Source organism: Pseudarthrobacter sp. alpha12b, assembly GCF_054130495.1.
This window is the reverse complement of sequence record NZ_CP196746.1, coordinates 1709984-1725556: the sequence shown is the minus strand read 5'-3', so window position 1 is coordinate 1725556 and position 15573 is coordinate 1709984. Positions and strand designations below refer to the sequence as shown.

17 protein-coding genes are annotated in these 15573 nt (G+C 64.9%); 16 read left to right on the top strand and 1 reads right to left on the bottom strand.

The features are described 5' to 3' along the window. The 8 genes from ACTAQI_RS07870 (at nt 1) to ACTAQI_RS07835 (ending at nt 7135) form a co-directional block, all read left to right on the top strand. Nucleotides 1–786, top strand: a complete 786-nt coding sequence (locus tag ACTAQI_RS07870; protein WP_457950481.1) for a ribonuclease HII — start codon at nt 1–3, stop codon at nt 784–786. Between the two features lie 49 nt (nt 787–835). Further along, nucleotides 836–1162: a DUF2469 domain-containing protein gene (locus ACTAQI_RS07865; RefSeq protein ID WP_457950480.1), complete on the top strand. Its 327-nt coding sequence runs from the start codon at nt 836–838 to the stop codon at nt 1160–1162. 109 nt (nt 1163–1271) lie between these two features. Beyond that, nucleotides 1272–1628 (top strand): YraN family protein, encoded by a 357-nt coding sequence (locus ACTAQI_RS07860; RefSeq protein ID WP_457950479.1) that lies wholly within the window; start codon nt 1272–1274, stop codon nt 1626–1628. After that, nucleotides 1628–3100, top strand: coding sequence for a YifB family Mg chelatase-like AAA ATPase (locus tag ACTAQI_RS07855; RefSeq protein ID WP_457951013.1), 1473 nt, complete (start codon nt 1628–1630; stop codon nt 3098–3100). Before ACTAQI_RS07860 ends, ACTAQI_RS07855 begins: the two co-directional genes overlap by 1 nt. Then, nucleotides 3097–4491, top strand: coding sequence for a recombinase family protein (locus ACTAQI_RS07850; RefSeq protein ID WP_457950478.1), 1395 nt, complete (start codon nt 3097–3099; stop codon nt 4489–4491). Before ACTAQI_RS07855 ends, ACTAQI_RS07850 begins: the two co-directional genes overlap by 4 nt. A gap of 231 nt (nt 4492–4722) precedes the next feature. Continuing rightward, complete coding sequence (locus ACTAQI_RS07845; RefSeq protein WP_457950477.1) at nt 4723–4950, top strand: hypothetical protein; 228 nt, start codon at nt 4723–4725, stop codon at nt 4948–4950. A 352-nt stretch (nt 4951–5302) separates the two neighbouring features. Next, nucleotides 5303–6685 carry a DNA primase family protein gene (locus tag ACTAQI_RS07840; RefSeq protein ID WP_457950476.1) on the top strand — a complete coding sequence of 461 codons (1383 nt, stop codon included), beginning with the start codon at nt 5303–5305 and terminating at the stop codon, nt 6683–6685. A 168-nt stretch (nt 6686–6853) separates the two neighbouring features. Then, nucleotides 6854–7135 carry a hypothetical protein gene (locus tag ACTAQI_RS07835; protein ID WP_457950475.1) on the top strand — a complete coding sequence of 94 codons (282 nt, stop codon included), beginning with the start codon at nt 6854–6856 and terminating at the stop codon, nt 7133–7135. 155 nt (nt 7136–7290) lie between these two features. Here the strand turns inward: ACTAQI_RS07835 and ACTAQI_RS07830 are convergent, their stop codons facing one another. After that, the gene (locus tag ACTAQI_RS07830; RefSeq protein WP_457950474.1) at nt 7291–7512 is read right to left on the bottom strand and encodes a hypothetical protein; all 222 of its coding nucleotides are present in this window, start codon (nt 7510–7512) and stop codon (nt 7291–7293) included. A 1243-nt stretch (nt 7513–8755) separates the two neighbouring features. Here ACTAQI_RS07830 and ACTAQI_RS07825 point away from each other — a divergent pair. The 8 genes from ACTAQI_RS07825 (at nt 8756) to ACTAQI_RS07790 (ending at nt 15536) form a co-directional block, all read left to right on the top strand. Beyond that, a complete protein-coding gene (locus tag ACTAQI_RS07825) occupies nt 8756–10078 on the top strand; it encodes a phage major capsid protein (protein WP_457950473.1) in 1323 nt (440 codons plus the stop codon). Beyond that, nucleotides 10078–10380, top strand: coding sequence for a hypothetical protein (locus ACTAQI_RS07820; protein ID WP_457950472.1), 303 nt, complete (start codon nt 10078–10080; stop codon nt 10378–10380). The genes ACTAQI_RS07825 and ACTAQI_RS07820 overlap by 1 nt, the downstream gene beginning before the upstream one ends. Before the next feature lie 275 nt (nt 10381–10655). Continuing rightward, on the top strand, nt 10656–10829 hold the full coding sequence (locus ACTAQI_RS07815; RefSeq protein WP_457950471.1) for a hypothetical protein: 174 nt from the start codon (nt 10656–10658) through the stop codon (nt 10827–10829). A gap of 4 nt (nt 10830–10833) precedes the next feature. After that, a complete protein-coding gene (locus ACTAQI_RS07810) occupies nt 10834–11919 on the top strand; it encodes an LPO_1073/Vpar_1526 family protein (protein ID WP_457950470.1) in 1086 nt (361 codons plus the stop codon). A gap of 493 nt (nt 11920–12412) precedes the next feature. Further along, nucleotides 12413–12586 (top strand): hypothetical protein, encoded by a 174-nt coding sequence (locus ACTAQI_RS07805; RefSeq protein WP_457951134.1) that lies wholly within the window; start codon nt 12413–12415, stop codon nt 12584–12586. A 56-nt stretch (nt 12587–12642) separates the two neighbouring features. Beyond that, a complete protein-coding gene (gene dprA, locus ACTAQI_RS07800; RefSeq protein WP_457951012.1) occupies nt 12643–13818 on the top strand; it encodes a DNA-processing protein DprA in 1176 nt (391 codons plus the stop codon). A 46-nt stretch (nt 13819–13864) separates the two neighbouring features. Beyond that, nucleotides 13865–14791, top strand: coding sequence for a tyrosine recombinase XerC (locus ACTAQI_RS07795; protein WP_457950469.1), 927 nt, complete (start codon nt 13865–13867; stop codon nt 14789–14791). Between the two features lie 241 nt (nt 14792–15032). Then, nucleotides 15033–15536 carry a DUF3145 domain-containing protein gene (locus tag ACTAQI_RS07790; protein ID WP_188571271.1) on the top strand — a complete coding sequence of 168 codons (504 nt, stop codon included), beginning with the start codon at nt 15033–15035 and terminating at the stop codon, nt 15534–15536. The last annotated feature ends 37 nt before the right edge of the window (nt 15537–15573 follow it).

Genomic DNA, 15573 nt, shown 5'->3' with positions numbered 1-15573 from the left:
ATGTCCTCCGCAGTGCAGGCTTCCCCGGCCGGCAAGGCCCGTCCGGCCACCAAACCTGCCTCCCGCGGGGCCAAGTCGCCCACGCTCCGGCACGAGCGCACCTTCAAGGCGCAGGGGATACGGTTCCTGGCCGGCGTCGACGAGGTAGGCCGCGGCGCCCTTGCAGGACCTGTCAGCGTGGGGATCGCCGTGGTGGACCTGGAGCGCCAAAAACCGCTGGCAGGCGTCCGCGACAGCAAACTCCTGAGCCCGGCCGAGCGGGAACGGCTGGATCCCCTGGTGCGGCGCTGGAGCGTTGCGTCCGCCGTAGGGCACGCCACCGCCGGCGAAATCGATTCGCTGGGTATCATCGCTGCCCTGCGGCTGGCCGGAACCCGGGCCTGGGGCAGCATCCTCGGTGCAGGCGTCATCCCGGAAGCCGTCCTGCTGGATGGAAGCCACAATTGGCTTTCCCCTGCGGAGCAGCTGTCCCTGTTTGACCAGCCCGTACTGGAGGCCGCGTGTGAGGCCCCGGTCCACACCAAGGTAAAGGCTGACATGCAGTGCCTCAGCGTGGCCGCGGCGAGTGTCATCGCCAAGGTGGAGCGGGACCGCATGATGCGGGACCTGCACACCGAGTATCCCGATTACGGCTGGGACATCAACAAGGGGTACGCCACCGCAGCGCACCGAAACGTCCTTCGCGCAGCCGGACCCACCCCCTACCACCGGGTCAGCTGGCGGCTGCTCGGTGGTGAATTGCAGGGCGCCGATGCGGCCGTCGCCGACGGGCCATACGAAGACTGACACCTGCCGCCCGGCGGCAGCCGTGCCGGACATGGTGCAAGATGGAAGCATGAGTGCTGAAGATCTTGAGAACTATGAAACCGACATGGAGCTTCAGCTCTATCGTGAATACCGCGACGTCGTCGGCCTGTTCAGCTTCGTTGTCGAGACCGAGCGGCGCTTCTACCTTGCCAACCACGTGGACCTTCAGGCCCGAAGCGCCGACGGCGAGGTCTACTTCGACTTGACCCTCCAGGATGCCTGGGTATGGGATGTGTACCGTTCGGCCCGGTTCGTCAAGAGTGTCAGGGTCCTGACCTTCAAGGACGTCAACGTCGAGGAACTGCCCCGCAACGAGGAGCTTGCGCTGCCCAAGGACGTGGACCTGGGGAACTAGCGAACCCGGGGAAGCCCGACTTCCCCTCCACACCGGCCCCTGTCCACATAGGACAGGGGCCTTCTGTTCTCCGTTTACGTCCGCAGCCAGGCTGGTTGCGGAGGTAGAAATGAAATCGAAAGACCTGTTGGGCAGGCGCGGCGAAGACCTCGCCGCGGGCTATCTTGAAGCGCTGGGCATGTTGGTGGTGGAGCGCAACTGGAGGTGCGCCGAGGGCGAGATCGACATCGTCGCCCTGGACGGCGATGCGCTGGTCATCGCCGAAGTCAAAACCCGGCGCTCCCTGGACTACGGCCACCCGTTTGAAGCAGTGGGCCCGGAAAAGCTGGCACGGCTGCACCGCCTGGGTGCCGCATGGTGCCGCGACCGGGAGCTGCGGATGCCCCTGCGCCGCGTAGACGTCGTCGCCGTCGTGGACGACGGCGGCGGGGAACCCTTGGTGGAACACCTCAAGGGGGTGGGGTGATGGCCCTCGGCCGGACCTACTCCATCGCCCTCGTGGGGCTGAACGGGTACATGGTTGAAGTCGAGGCGGACATCGGCCAGACGCTCCCGGCCTTCGTCATACTCGGATTGCCGGATGCCTCACTGAATGAAGCCAAAGAACGCATCCGCTCAGCCGCAAAGAACTCCGGGATCCCGCTCAGCCGCAGGAAGATCACCGCCAACCTCATTCCGGCGTCACTGCCAAAGCGAGGCTCCGGCTTCGACCTCGCCGTCACCATGGCCGTGCTCCGGGCGGCGAACGACATCAAGCCCACCGGGCGCACCGTCTTCATCGCGGAGCTGGGGCTCGACGGCCGGCTCCGGCCCGTGCGGGGAATCCTGCCGGCCGTCATGGCCTCGGTACAGGCCGGATACCCCGAGATCGTGGTGGCCCACGCAAACCTGGCCGAGGCCTCCCTCGTCCCGGGAGCCACGGTCCGCGGCTACCGCACGCTTGCCCGGCTTGCCCTCGACTTCGGAGCCGATCCGCAGGAACTCGCCCTGGACTTCGAACCTGACGACGCCGATGAAACCGGTGACGGACCGGCCCTTCCCGGCCCGTGCCCGGACATGGCGGATGTCTCTGGCCAGGGCGACGCCCGCAGGGCTTTGGAGGTGGCCGCCGCGGGCGCCCACCACCTGCTGCTCACCGGGCCGCCGGGGGCGGGCAAGACCATGCTGGCGGAGCGGCTGCCTGGTCTTTTGCCCGACCTTGGCGACCATGAGTCCATGGAGGTCACGGCCATCCATTCGCTGTGCGGCCTGCCGTCGTCCTCTGTGCAGCTCCTGCGCCGGCCCCCCTTCGAGAACCCGCACCACTCAGCCACCGCTGCAGCCATTATCGGCGGCGGTTCGGGCCTGCCAAGGCCGGGTGCGGCGTCCCGCGCACACCGGGGCGTACTCTTCCTTGACGAGGCGCCCGAGTATGAACGGCGTGTCCTGGACGCGCTGCGGCAGCCACTGGAGAGCGGGGAACTGGTGATTCACCGCTCGGCCGGAACTGCAGCCTACCCGGCCCGGTTCCAGCTGGTGCTCGCAGCCAACCCGTGCCCCTGCGGCAAGGCATCGGGCAAGGGGCTGGACTGCACCTGCACTCCCATGATGCGCCGCCGTTATCTCGCCAGGATGTCCGGACCCTTGCTGGACCGGGTGGACATCCAGCTACAGGTGGAGCGGGTGTCCCTGGCCGAATTCGGCCAGGCGGGCGCTGAGGAGGACACGGTTTCGGTGGCGCGCCGCGTGCGGGACGCACGCGCGCGGCAGGCGGAACGCCTGCAGTGCTTCGGACTCGAAACGAACTCGCAGGTGCCAGGACGGATCCTGCGCGGTGAATTGCGGCTTGTCCCGGCCGCAACCCGGATCCTGGACCAGTCCCTGGAGCGGGGGGTGCTGACTGCCCGCGGGTATGACCGCGTCCTACGGCTACCTAGGGTGCTAATCTCGCAGATGTGAAGGCAATAGTGTATTTGCGGATATCCCAGGACCGTACGGGAGAACGAGCCGGCGTCACCCGGCAACGAGAGGACTGCCTCAGGCGAGCGGCGGAGCGCGGCTGGCAGGTGGTGGACGTGCAGACCGACAATGACATTTCCGCGGCTGGTAAGCGAAAGCGGCCGGGATTTGATGCCTTATTGAAGGCCGTGGCAGCAGGTACTGTGCAGGTGGTCGTGGCTTGGGACTTGACCCGTCTGCAAAGGAGCAGACGCGACGAGGTGAGGCTCTACGAGCTGTGCCAGGCGAAGGGCGTGATCCTGTCCTTGGTCAACGGTGCCGACCTTGACTTCTCAACTGCCGCGGGCCGGTTCGTTGCCGATTCCCTTGGTTCCGTTGCCCGGTTGGAAATCGAGATGAAGTCCGACCGCCAGCGGCGGGCGCAGGTGCAGGCGGCGGAGCAGGGGCGGAGAACTGGCGGCCGCCGTCCCTTTGGGTATGACGCCGACGGGATAACGGTCCGGCCCGCAGAAGCCGCAGCTATCGCAACCGCTTATGAGTCGGTGCTTTATGGCGTTCCGTTGCGTGAGGTGGCGCGGCAATGGAATGCGCAAGGGTTCGTGACAGGCCAGGCCCGCTACGCAGCAGGGCACGAAGGGGAGCCGTCGCCCTGGCGCGCGGACTCTGTGCGGGCGGTGCTGCTTAATCCACGCAACATTGGGAAGCGGGCGCATAACGGCGAAATCGTGGCTGACGCAGTGTGGCCAGCAATTGTGGCGCCGGAGCGATTTGAGGCCGTGGTCGCCATATTGCGGAACCCTGCCCGTCGTTCTGGAAAGCCAGGCGGGCGCCAGCTACTTTCCGGCCTCGCGGTATGTGGCGTTTGTGGTGCGACCGTTCACGCGGGTGGTACAACACGACCAGGCGTCCGCAACTATCGGTGTTCCGGATCGTCAGGCCATCTGTCGCGCAGAGCTGAGCCGGTGGAGGAATACGTTGAAGCGATGGCAGTGGCCGTCCTTTCGCGCGCTGATGCCAGCCACCTCGTACATGATAAATCCCATCCCGACCTCGCTGCACTGGCCGCTGAGGCCGTGGGCGTCCGAGAACGTTTGGACGCTTTGGCCGTGGATTTCGCTGACGGTTCCTTGACTGCTTCGCAACTGCGGGCAGCAACTAACCGTCTCCGTGAGCGATTGACGGAGATCGACGCATCACTGGCGGATGCTGGCAAGGTGGACGTCCTGGGACCGTTGGTGGCCGCCAAAGATGTGCGCATGGCTTGGGACGGGTTGTCAGTCAGCCGCAAAAGGGCGGCGCTAGAGGTGCTGATGAAGATTGTCATCCACCCTCCCGGGCGCGGCGTGCGGCGCTTCGATCCGTCCACAGTTGACCTGATCCCCACGGCGTAGAAGGGGCAAGGGCAAAAAGTGGTCCACATTTCCGGTAGTCCAGGAAAGTCCCGGTTGCCGTACATATAAAGTGGTAATCAGCTAAAGGGAAAAGATGTTATTCCCGTTAGTCACTGAGGGCCGTGAATTCTGCGGCAAAACAGCACCCGGCGACTTCGGTTGTCATTGGTGGTGTATTTCCGCAAACACGGGTTGTTTATTCACAACCTTCAGTTAAAGGAATCACCACCGATGGGTTACACAATTTCCCGCCGCCTCGGTGCCGCCAGGGGCCGCGTAGCGGGGCTTTCCCGTGACCGCAACGACGAAGACCCGGAGTACGTTGATGCTCGGGCAGAGCTGAAAGCAATCAGCCTCGAGGAACACATTCGCCGCAAGGTGGCCGAGTGGCCACCACTCAGCGAAGACCAGCTTGCTCGCCTTGCAGGAATCTTCCGCACTGGCGGTGAGCCTGAATGAATTCAAACGAAAACCCCGCGGCCAGGAAGTCCACGGGGCCTTCAATTACTGGTGTAGCGCACCCGGATTCGAGCGTAGCAGCGTCGCAAACTGATTCGGCCGCTAAAGCTGAAATGTGCCCCAATTGTTTGGAATTCTTCTTTCGCGGACATTTGGAGGGGCAGGCGCACGCCCGTGCGGTAGACGAGGACATGGCGGACAGGGTGGCACGGCACATCCGCGTCCTGGAGTTGGAGCACGAGGCCAATAGGCAGCTCGCGCGCGCAGCAAGACGGGCAATCGATACTCAGGTTGCCCGGCGCGCAGCGGGCAGCAGCTACGTGCCAATGGCACGGCCGGAGCGGGGTGCGCCATGACTGACGCCCATAACCGCGCTGCCACTGTTTACGGGGAGGCAACGGGCCGGGCTGTCGGCGAGCAGCACCGGGGACAGATGCGCATCGCCTATCGCCTGGAGGATGCAAGCAGCGGCAGGCTGCTATTCGTGAACCGCCTCGGCTGGTTGGTGTGGGACGGTAAGAGGTGGGCGCTTGACGACAAGGGTGAGGCGCCGAATGCTGTGGCGGCCGTCCTTCGTGAAGCGTTGACTGAGTCGTTGGGCGACCACGAACTGCGCGCTGACGTGCGCAAGTGTGAGAGCGCTGGCGGTGTCGCCGGTGTCCTCACCATAGCCTCGTCGCTGCCGCGGCTGCGGGCATCGGTAGACGAGTTGGATGCCGATCCATACCTGCTCAACTGTGCTAACGGCACCCTGGACCTACGGACCCGCGAGTTGCGACCACATGACCCGGCCGACAAGATCACGCGGGTAACACGCGGCGCCTATGACCCTAGGGCAGACGGTACCGGGTGGGAACAATTTCTCGCCCAGATGTTACCGGACGTCGAGCTGCGGGCGTACCTGCAACAGGTCATGGGGCAGAGTGCTTATGGGCGGGTCCGGGAGCATTTGTTCCCGGTGCTTACCGGTACCGGAGCCAACGGCAAGGGCACAGCCTACGGCGCCATTGTCAACGCGATGGGTGACTACGCAACGATCATCAACCCGGAACTCCTAATGACCGGGGGTAGGGAAGGCGGCGGGCCGGAAATGATGTCGCTACTTGGCGCGCGGCTGGTCATCGGCTCCGAGACGGGAGATGGGCGGCAGCTTGATGCGGCCCTGATGAAGCGGCTTACGGGTGGTGACCCGATCACTGCGCGCAGGCTGTACCAGGAACCGGTGACGTGGAGTCCGTCGCACCAACTGGTTTACGTGACCAACCACTTGCCGCGGGTGAAGGGCAATGACCCGGCGCTGTGGCGGCGCCTGCGCGTCATCCCTTTCGACGTGGTGGTCCCCGAGGGCGAGCGGGACCAGAAGTTGCCCGAGCGGCTGGAACTGGCAGCCGACGCGATCCTCACATGGCTGGTGCATGGATGGTTTGCCTATGACGACAGGGGCAGCCTGACGGACCCGGAAAGTGTGCGCCGCGCAACAGACGAGTACCAGGCAGACTCCGACGCCGTCAGGCGGTTCATTCAGGCGGAATGCGTCACCGGGCCGCACGTGCACGTCACCACGCGCGAGCTGTACAGCGCGTGGAGCGCCTGGGCGGCAGCCGATGGAGCCGACGCGCTTTCGGAACGCGCATTTGCCAAGGAGCTTGACCGGCTGGGATACGAGGCCCGGAAGACCAGGATCGGAGCCTCCAGGGCAGGCATCGCACTTCGCGCCGACGACGAGAGCGGGTGATTGTGTGGTGCTTGTGGTCCTTCGATACAAACTTTCTCGCGAGCAGGGAGATAGAAAAGTTTGCATCGATCCACCACATCCACCACATCCTAGGAATCGCAAGGCAGTAGCAGTACAAACTCGCACAAAAGGAGCCCTCTGATCGGGGCATGTGGAAGGGGAATCGGGATGGATAACAACACAGGTGCAACGGCAGGGGTCAAGCAGTGCGAACAGCAGCGGGTTCTCGGCCTTCTGCGCTCGCTGCTCGACGACGACCCGATACGCGCCGCAGACGAACGGGCAGCACTCGCCCCGGTAGACGAAAGCGACGCACGCGCGCTGTTGGACGCAGCCGTGGTGCTGCTGGGCATGCTGACAGCCGACCCACGCCTCGGCGGACGCGACCATGAGATTGCCAGGCTCACAAGGCTGAGCACCATATTCGAGGCTAAGTACGGCGCTCCGTGAACCAGGGCAGAGGGGCTTACGCGCTGTCCGCCCCGAGACCGGAATGGGGAGGGTGGTTAGCTATGACCATCCAGAGCCGGCCCCGAGCGGGCGGCAGGCGGGCAGACAGCCCGGAGACAGCAGGCAGCCACGGTTCAGGCTTGGCGGCTGCTCAGTCAGTGGCGCGGCTGCTTAGGCGTCAGCGTCGCGCAGTGCGGCGTCTGCCCGTAGCCCTCAACCCATACCGTGTTGCCCTGCTGCTCACACTGGTACTTCGGATCAGCCGCCCTGATCGCCTGGCAGGCAACAACACCACCAACGAGCAGCGCGATAGCAACAAGAATGCCAACAAGACGACGCCAGCGCGGACGCTCAGCGCCCTTTCCCCCAACAACCATGAACCGGAGTCTATCGAAGCCGGAAGCGACCGGCAGACAGCGGCTGGCACGCACGGGAGGGGCTCCCGACTTTTCATGCCCGGTGGTGGCTTACACCGCGCAGGTGCACCTTTGTGTAGCTGGTCGGGAATTGTGAAAAACCGCGTACGGAAAGGAGGCGGCCGTGTCTGCTGAGAATGAGCCGGGGTTTGTGCCTGTGAGGCGGCATGGTGCGCCTGGTTACCGGCAGGGCTGCCGTTGTGGGCGGTGTGTGGCGGGGGAGCGGGGCAGGAAGCGCGGTGCGCCCGAGTCTGCGGCTGCGGTGCCGTCTTCTGGCCGTCGTAGGCGGGGCGATATGGAGCGCCAGACCCGGAAGTTGATCCGGTCGATGGGCTTGGAGCGGACGCCCGCGCAGGAGTTGTGGATTGCGCAGGCGTTGGCTGGCGCCAGGGCGCTTGATGAGGCGTTGGTGGCGGGGCGGCCGTTGTCGGCCGCGCACAGGTTGCACGACGCGGCGATCAAAGAGTTGGAGGCGTCTGTCCGGCCGTCGCCGGAGCCCGAGGGCGCGGTAAGCGCCGAACCGGACGATCTGACCTTATGGGTGGCCGCGATTCACCGGCCCTCGGTCGAGTGCCAGCATGCCTACCCTTCGGTGGCGCCGGGGGAGTGCGGTGCCTGTGACGCGGCAGTTGTGGCGCGTGCGCAGTACGGGAAGCGGCACCCTGATGAGCCAGGGCATGAGTACGGCATGAGCCGGAAGCAGTGTGGGTGCTCGGAATGTACGTCGGCTGCAAGCTAAGAGATTGGGCCGGACACCGCGGGTGCTGCTGCATAACACCCTAGTGCCGCCCGGCCATACCGGGTCGTCAAGTCCCTTACCCAGTCTGCGGGCTCGTATTCGTAGTGCTGGAACTTGGCACGTAGGCGCCGAAGAAACCGCTCCACATCAGCAACAGGACAGGAAATTGCTTGCCACCCTTGGCTTAGAGTCGAAGCAGCTGCTTACATGCAGCAGCGGACGACACGGCACAAAAGGTTTAGTCACCGAAGGCGCGGACAGGGCCTAGCGAAAGCACCCTCCGGACAGGATCCCCCGGTTGACACGTAGGAGCCGCTAGAAGCGCAGAGCTTCCGCTGCCGGGAATCCCACCCGGATTCGCCTAGGTTCGGCGCGGCGTTGAGGCGACGATCTGCTTCTGATCCCAATTCATTTCTTTGCGCCCATGCGTATGGCATGCCGCGCACCCTGGAAGGGGTAAGTCCAATGGCACAGACATACATTCAGGAACTGATGGCTAAGAGGCAGGGGCTTGTTGTTGCTGCCCGCGCGATCACCGATAAGGCTACGGTCGAGAAGCGTGACCTGACGGCCGCTGAGCAGGCCGAGTACGACAAGTACGACGAGGACATTAGGTCGCTTCGGACGGCAATCGACCGGCTGGTGGACCAGCAGGAAAGCACCCGCCAGATAGAGAAGGCAATGAACGAGCTGCTCGGTGGAGGTGACAGTGCTGAGACGCGTGGCGGTGAGTTTGTGAACCTTGCGACCGGTGCACCGGCCGCTGTCCGCTCAGGCGAGAGCTTCTTGAGCCATGCAGTGGTGAGTGCGGCCCGCAGTAACGAGTCGGCGCGCGAGGAAGCTGCTATTGCTACTCATGGCAACCTCGCCAACCAGCTCCGCGCGCTGACCTTGACTGGTGGTGCCGCGGTGGTGCCGCAGGTGTGGGCGGCGCAGTTGATTGACCTGGCCCGGAACAAGTCGGCGGTCCTCCAGGCCGGGGCGCAGATTGTGCCGATGGAGGCGGGCGTGGTGAAGATCGGCCGCCTGACGGGTGACCCGACAGCGGCCTTCCGCACCGAGGGTTCTCTGATCGCGCCGAGCGACCCGACGCTGGATAACGTGACTTTGACGGCCCAGGACATGTCGTGCCTGGTGATCGGGAGCCTGGAGTGGTTCCAGGACAGCCAGAACGGCGACGCCATCGTCAAGAACGCCATTGCCCAGGCTATGGCTTCACGGCTTGACCTTGCTGCACTGTACGGCGGCATCACTTCCGGGGCTGGCTCCATCAACCTGCCGACCCCGCCGAACCCGCGCGGTGTGTTGGCTGCCCTGAACGCGACCCTGCCGGGCAACGTGCTCGGCGCCGCCGCTAACGGCACGGCACAGACTGCGGCGACGTACTACAACGAGGTGCTCGACACCATCTACAAGGTGCGTTACGGCAACGAGGAGCCTAACGGGCTGATCTGGAACGCCAAGCTGTCCCGCCAGTACGCGGGCGCGAACGACACGACGGGGCAGCCGCTGCGGTTGCCTGCCGATGTGGAGTCCATCCCGCGGTACACGTCGAACCAGTTGCCGAGCTACACGCAGGGCACCATGACCAGCCGTGCGACGGATCTGTTTGTCGGAGACTTCACGCAGTTGCTCATCGGCCAGCGCCTCGGCATCACCATCCAGGTCCTGACCGAGCGGTACGCCGAGTACGGCCAGATTGGCATCGTCGCCCACTGGCGCGGCGACGTGGCACCCGCCCGCCCGGCAGCCTTCGCCGTCTACCGCGCAATCCAGGGAGCGCTCTAATGAGCCGCCGTGATGAGCATGTGAGGGCGCTGGAGCGGGAGGCAGGGCTGACGACCGAGGAGGCCGAGGCCGTGGTCGTACCCGAGAGCGGAGGGCTGACCACGAGCGGCGGCAGCAGGTATGCCGTCGCCCTGGATTACCTGCACACCACGCACCCGGAAACGGGCAACGAGGTTGTGTTCGTGCCAGGCGAGGCGCTGCCCGAGTGGGCGGCCGCTGACCAGGCAGCAAAAGAGCGGCAGAGGCTGGCGAGCCTGCCAGGTCTGCCGCCAGTAGGCAAGCGCGCCGTCAAAGGCCGCTAGGAAGGGCGTCAACGCCACCCCCGCCCGCGCAACCCGCCAGGGACACGGGGGCGGTCGGGGGAACGATGGCGGGGAGGGCTCTTCCTTCAGTCGGCCCGATGATCCACCAGCGCTCATAAAGTGCAAGGCCCGTCGGCCCGTGTTCGTCCAAGGCACGGCTCGGCGGGCCTTGGCATGTCCACTGCACCGATGTGATGTCAGCCCCGCCGACTATTGTTAGATGTACCGCGGGTAATTTGACCTGAGACAACTAATGATGGGGGCGACACACCAAGATGGAGTGGTTTTTCGACGGTTTCGGCACGATGGTGATTGGACTTGTGCTCGGCGGTGCAGGCGGCGCGGCTGGTGGCTGGACCATGGCGAAGAATCGGTTCCAACGCCAGAGCCAGAAGGCTGGCAATGATTCCAGCCAGATTCAGGTCGGACGCGACTACAAGAAGAAGTAGCGCCGTGAGCCAGAGCCAGAAGGCGGGCGCCGGGGCGCAGCAGACCCAGATTATGGGGGACCTGATCATTCACCAGGGTGTGACGGAGCAGCGAGCAGCAGAAATCGCGGATGAGCGGGCGCGCCTCGTTCTCAGGGACTACTCCATGGAGTCAGCACCGGAAGCGTTTGCGCGTATAAAGCAACTGGACCGTCGTGTTGTGGAGCTTCTGTCTGCCGAAGGGAAGCTGGACGCTCTAAAAGACCCGGCTTATCAGATTGCTCTACAGAAGGCGCAGGTAGGGGCAGCATCTACGGACCGAGAAGGCGACTACGACCTGTTGGCGCGATTGCTAGGCCAAAGAGCAGAACAAGACAGTCGCTATGTTCGTGCAAGCGTCGACAGGGCTGTCCAGGTTGTTGACATGATCGACGATTCAGCATTGCAGGGCCTCAACCTGCTTTGGATCATCCTCACGCTAACTCCCGGCGGGGAGACAGTTTCGGCAGGTACGAAGCTCTTGGAGACACTGCTGACGCGCTTTCCCTACGACAACTTGCCTAACGGGCGACGCTGGCTGGACCACTTAGACATGATCGACCTTGCCCGAATAACGTCCGGGAGCATCACTACCCTCAAGAAGTTTGTGGATATCTTCGCTGACCGGTGGCCGGGCTTCCTTAGCACTGGCTTCCAAGAGGACGTAGCTGCTGACATTTTGAAGAGCTGCCTCGAGCGCAAGGTGCCTGCGCTGCGGATTGTGGAGCATGATTTGAAGCCCGGATACTACCGGCTTCCGTACCACAGCACCGTGCAGCTACGTAACGTGCTGGCAGCAAGTGTCGTGATGGGGGATGACGCGGACTACGTTATCGAACTGGCCCGCGAGAAAGGCAACCTGGACACAAAGGACGAATCTTTGGTGCCCAAACTGGAAGAAGCGATAGCCGCCAGCCAGGCTCTATCCAAGATACGAACTTGGTGGGACCAGATCCCCGACTACCCCACGATAACTGCGGCGGGCGTCGCCGTCGCCTACGCCAACTCTCTCCGGTACCACGACTTTTCCGACATTAGAGGGCTGGCCGAGTACTTGGAGCTATCAACCTAAAGGCTGAAGGCACGGGAACCCTGCGAAACCCTCCGATAACTGCGCGAACGTGAGGCGTGTAGGGTGACCCGCCATCCGTTGCGCGTATGCTGCGGCTTGGCTTGCTGTGTACTTGCTGGTTCTTCCCGGTGCTGGAAGCTGCTCAAGGGGCAGCCATACGACTTCAGCCCCTGCCAAGGGGTACACGACGGGATAGATCTTCCCCATTACCTTTTGCAGAGTCATAGGCAAAGCGTGGGTCTTCAGGTTGCGCACATACCAGACCCCCGGCAGTAGGCCCCCGATGGGAAATGCTGCAATGAAGGCGTCGTATCCTGCCCAACTCCGCCGCAGTTGTTCGTCCAGAGTGGAGGCCCAATACACGCACTCAGTGGCGGATATGTATAGCGCGGCGGGGTCAGCGGACAAACGCAAATCCATATGGCGCTGCCGGGCTGCCTCAAAGCCATCGAACGCCAACGCAACTAAAGGTTCAAACGTCGTCTCTTCCCCCATGCCCTCCAGCTTAGTCAGGAGTGAGTGCGGTAAGCGCTTGGGCTACCTCTGCCAAAAAGTTGTCCTTGCTCTCGCGTGGACCCTCGCGGACCTGGGGCACCGGGAGGCGCCGGACACAAACGACATCGGACAGGCACTGGGCCTGCGGCAGGCTGCGGCGGCCGCGGCATGACACACCTCCAGGAACAGAACGAACTGAAGGGACCGCGGGTGGAGAAGGATCTGGGCATGGATACGGAACGGTTGGCCCGCGCCGCCCTTTCACGGCTGATGGAACCACAGGACGCGGCGGGACTTGCCCTCGTGCAGCTTGCAGGGGCAACGGACGCCCTGCGCATCGCCACCGGCCAGGTGGCGGCCGGGGCTGACCTGGAGCGGGGCATCACCGCGCTGCTGGCAGACAGCGGGGCCGGCAGCTGGGCCGGACTGGCCGCCGCCTTGAAGCGTTGGCAGCCGCGGCTCCCCGACCTTGCGCCCGAACGTGACCTTGCCACCATGGCCCGGCTGGGCGGGCGCCTCATCATTCCCGGCGATGAACTGTGGCCTGCCCAGCTGGCGGACCTGGGGATCCAGGAGCCCATGTGCCTCTGGTGGCGGGGGCAGGAACAGCCGCTGCCTGCGGTGGACAAATCCATCGCCCTGGTGGGGTCCCGGGACAGCACCAGCTACGGGGCGGCGGTCACCGGGGACCTCGCCTACTCCCTGGCGCAGCGGGGCTTCACGGTCATATCGGGCGGAGCCTACGGAATTGACGCCCATGCACACCGTGCGGCCCTTGCCGGCGGATCCACCGCGGTCCCCACCATCGCCGTCATGGCCGGGGGAGTGGACCGGTTCTATCCGTCGGGCAATGAGGACCTGCTGCGGGCCGTGGCAAACCAGGGGGCAGTGCTGGCCGAGGTCCCACCGGGTTCGGCTCCAACCCGCTACCGCTTCCTGCAACGGAACCGCCTGATAGCTGCCCTCTCCGCGGTCACGGTGGTGGTGGAGGCGCGCTGGCGGTCGGGGGCACTCAATACGGCCCACCACGCTGAGACTCTGGGCCGTGCCGTCGGCGCCGTTCCCGGGTCGGTCCACAGCGCCAACTCCGCCGGGTGCCACCGGCTATTCCGGGATGGAGGCGCAGTCTGCGTCACCGATGCGGCGGAGGTGGCCGAGCTCGCCTCACCCAGCGGGACGGCACTGCCCGGGCAACGCACCACGGAAGCGGCAGTCCAGGACGGCCTGACCCTGGAAGACCTGATCCTGCTGGACGCGCTGCCGCTTCGCTCCACCACTTCCGTGGAAAAGCTCTCCACAGTGGCGGGGCTGGCACAGGACTCGGTGCGGGCAGGGCTTGGCAGGCTGGGGCTGCTGGGGCTCGCCGTATCGGAGCGGGGCGCCTGGAAACGCGGTAAGGGGTAACCGTGTCCGCACGCGGTGAGGGCTACGCAACTGGGAAAGTAGAGGAGTGGAACATGAAAAACTGCCCGGGGAACTTGGCAAGGCACTGGACGCGTTCTCCGGCTACCTGTCGGGAGAGCGTGCAGTGTCAGCCCACACCAGGCGCGCATACCTGGGCGACCTGCACAGCCTCCTGGCCCATGCGGCATCGGAAGGCGTGGCAGGACTGAAGGACCTTGAACTGGGAACCTTCCGCCGGTGGCTCGGAAGCCAAAGCTCCGCCGGCGCCTCGCGGGCAACCCTTGCGCGCCGGTCCGCCACGGCGCGGGCATTCACCGCCTGGGCGCTCCGGGAAGAACTTATCGAGGCGGACCCCGCACTTCGCCTGAAGGCACCCAAGCGTGAAGGATCCCTGCCGGGGGTACTGCAGGCGTCGCAGCTCACGCGCATACTGGAGGGGCTGGAGACCTCGGCCACGGAAGGCGAACCCCTTGCTGTGCGCAACCGCGCCGTCGTGGAACTCCTCTACGCCACGGGTATCCGGGTGGGCGAACTTGCCGGGCTCGACGTCGACGACCTGGACCCGGACCGCCGGACGCTGCGGGTCCTCGGCAAAGGCAACAAGGAGCGCACCGTCCCGTACGGAGTTCCCGCTGCCGTGGCCGTCGACGACTGGCTCCGGCGGGGACGCCCGGCACTGGCGAAGGACCACAGCGGGCCTGCCCTGTTTCTCGGAGCCCGCGGCGGACGCGTTGATCAACGCCAGGTCCGCGCTCTGGTGAACGCCCTGTTCGAGGCCTTGGGTGACACCTCCGTATCCGGGCCCCATGCGTTGCGGCACTCGGCCGCCACCCATCTGCTCGACGGCGGCGCGGACCTGCGCGCGGTGCAGGAGATCCTGGGCCACAGCAGCCTGGCCACCACCCAGATCTACACCCATGTCTCGGTTGACCGCCTCCGGAAGAGCTATCAGCAGGCACATCCCAGGGCCTGAGCGGTGTGGCTAATCGCACTGGCGTAATTTCGCGGGGTACGGCACAATAAGAGTCACGTCCGGCAACTTTCAAGTGTCGCTTGAAGCTCCTTGAGCCTCATGCGGTGCGGCAAGTCCGGACGCAGCTTTAGCTGACACATCTGAATACACGCAGGGAAACCACCGCCGCAGAGCAGGGCACGGCAGTTCCATCCAGGCAGAGGTCGTTGGGGAAGACGTACCTATAGCTATGGAGGATGGAATGTCTGTTGCAATGACCCGCGGTGTGCTGTTCGTTCACTCGGCCCCTACGGCGCTGTGCCCCCACGTTGAGTGGGCTGTCGGCGCCGTAGTGGACAAGCGGACGGACCTTGAATGGACCCCGCAGCCCGCCGCGCCCGGCATGTTCCGGGCCGAGCTGTCCTGGACCGGGGCCCCCGGCACGGGATCAAAACTGGCGTCCTGCCTCCGAGGCTGGGCGCATCTCCGCTATGAGGTGACGGAGGAGCCCAGCCAGGGCGTGGACGGCGGCCGCTGGTCGCATACGCCCGAATTGGGAATTTTCCACGCCGTCACAGACGTCCACGGCAACATCATGGTGTCCGAGGACCGCATCCGCTACGCGTACGAATCCGGCGCCGGCGATCCCGCAGCCGTCTACCACGAGCTCTCCCTCGCCCTGGGCGAGGCCTGGGACGAGGAACTTGAGCCCTTCCGCCACGCTGCCGAAGGCGCTCCGGTGCGCTGGCTCCACCAAGTGGGCTGACCGCCGTCGTCCGTTCCTCCCGTGGCGAACCGCTGCC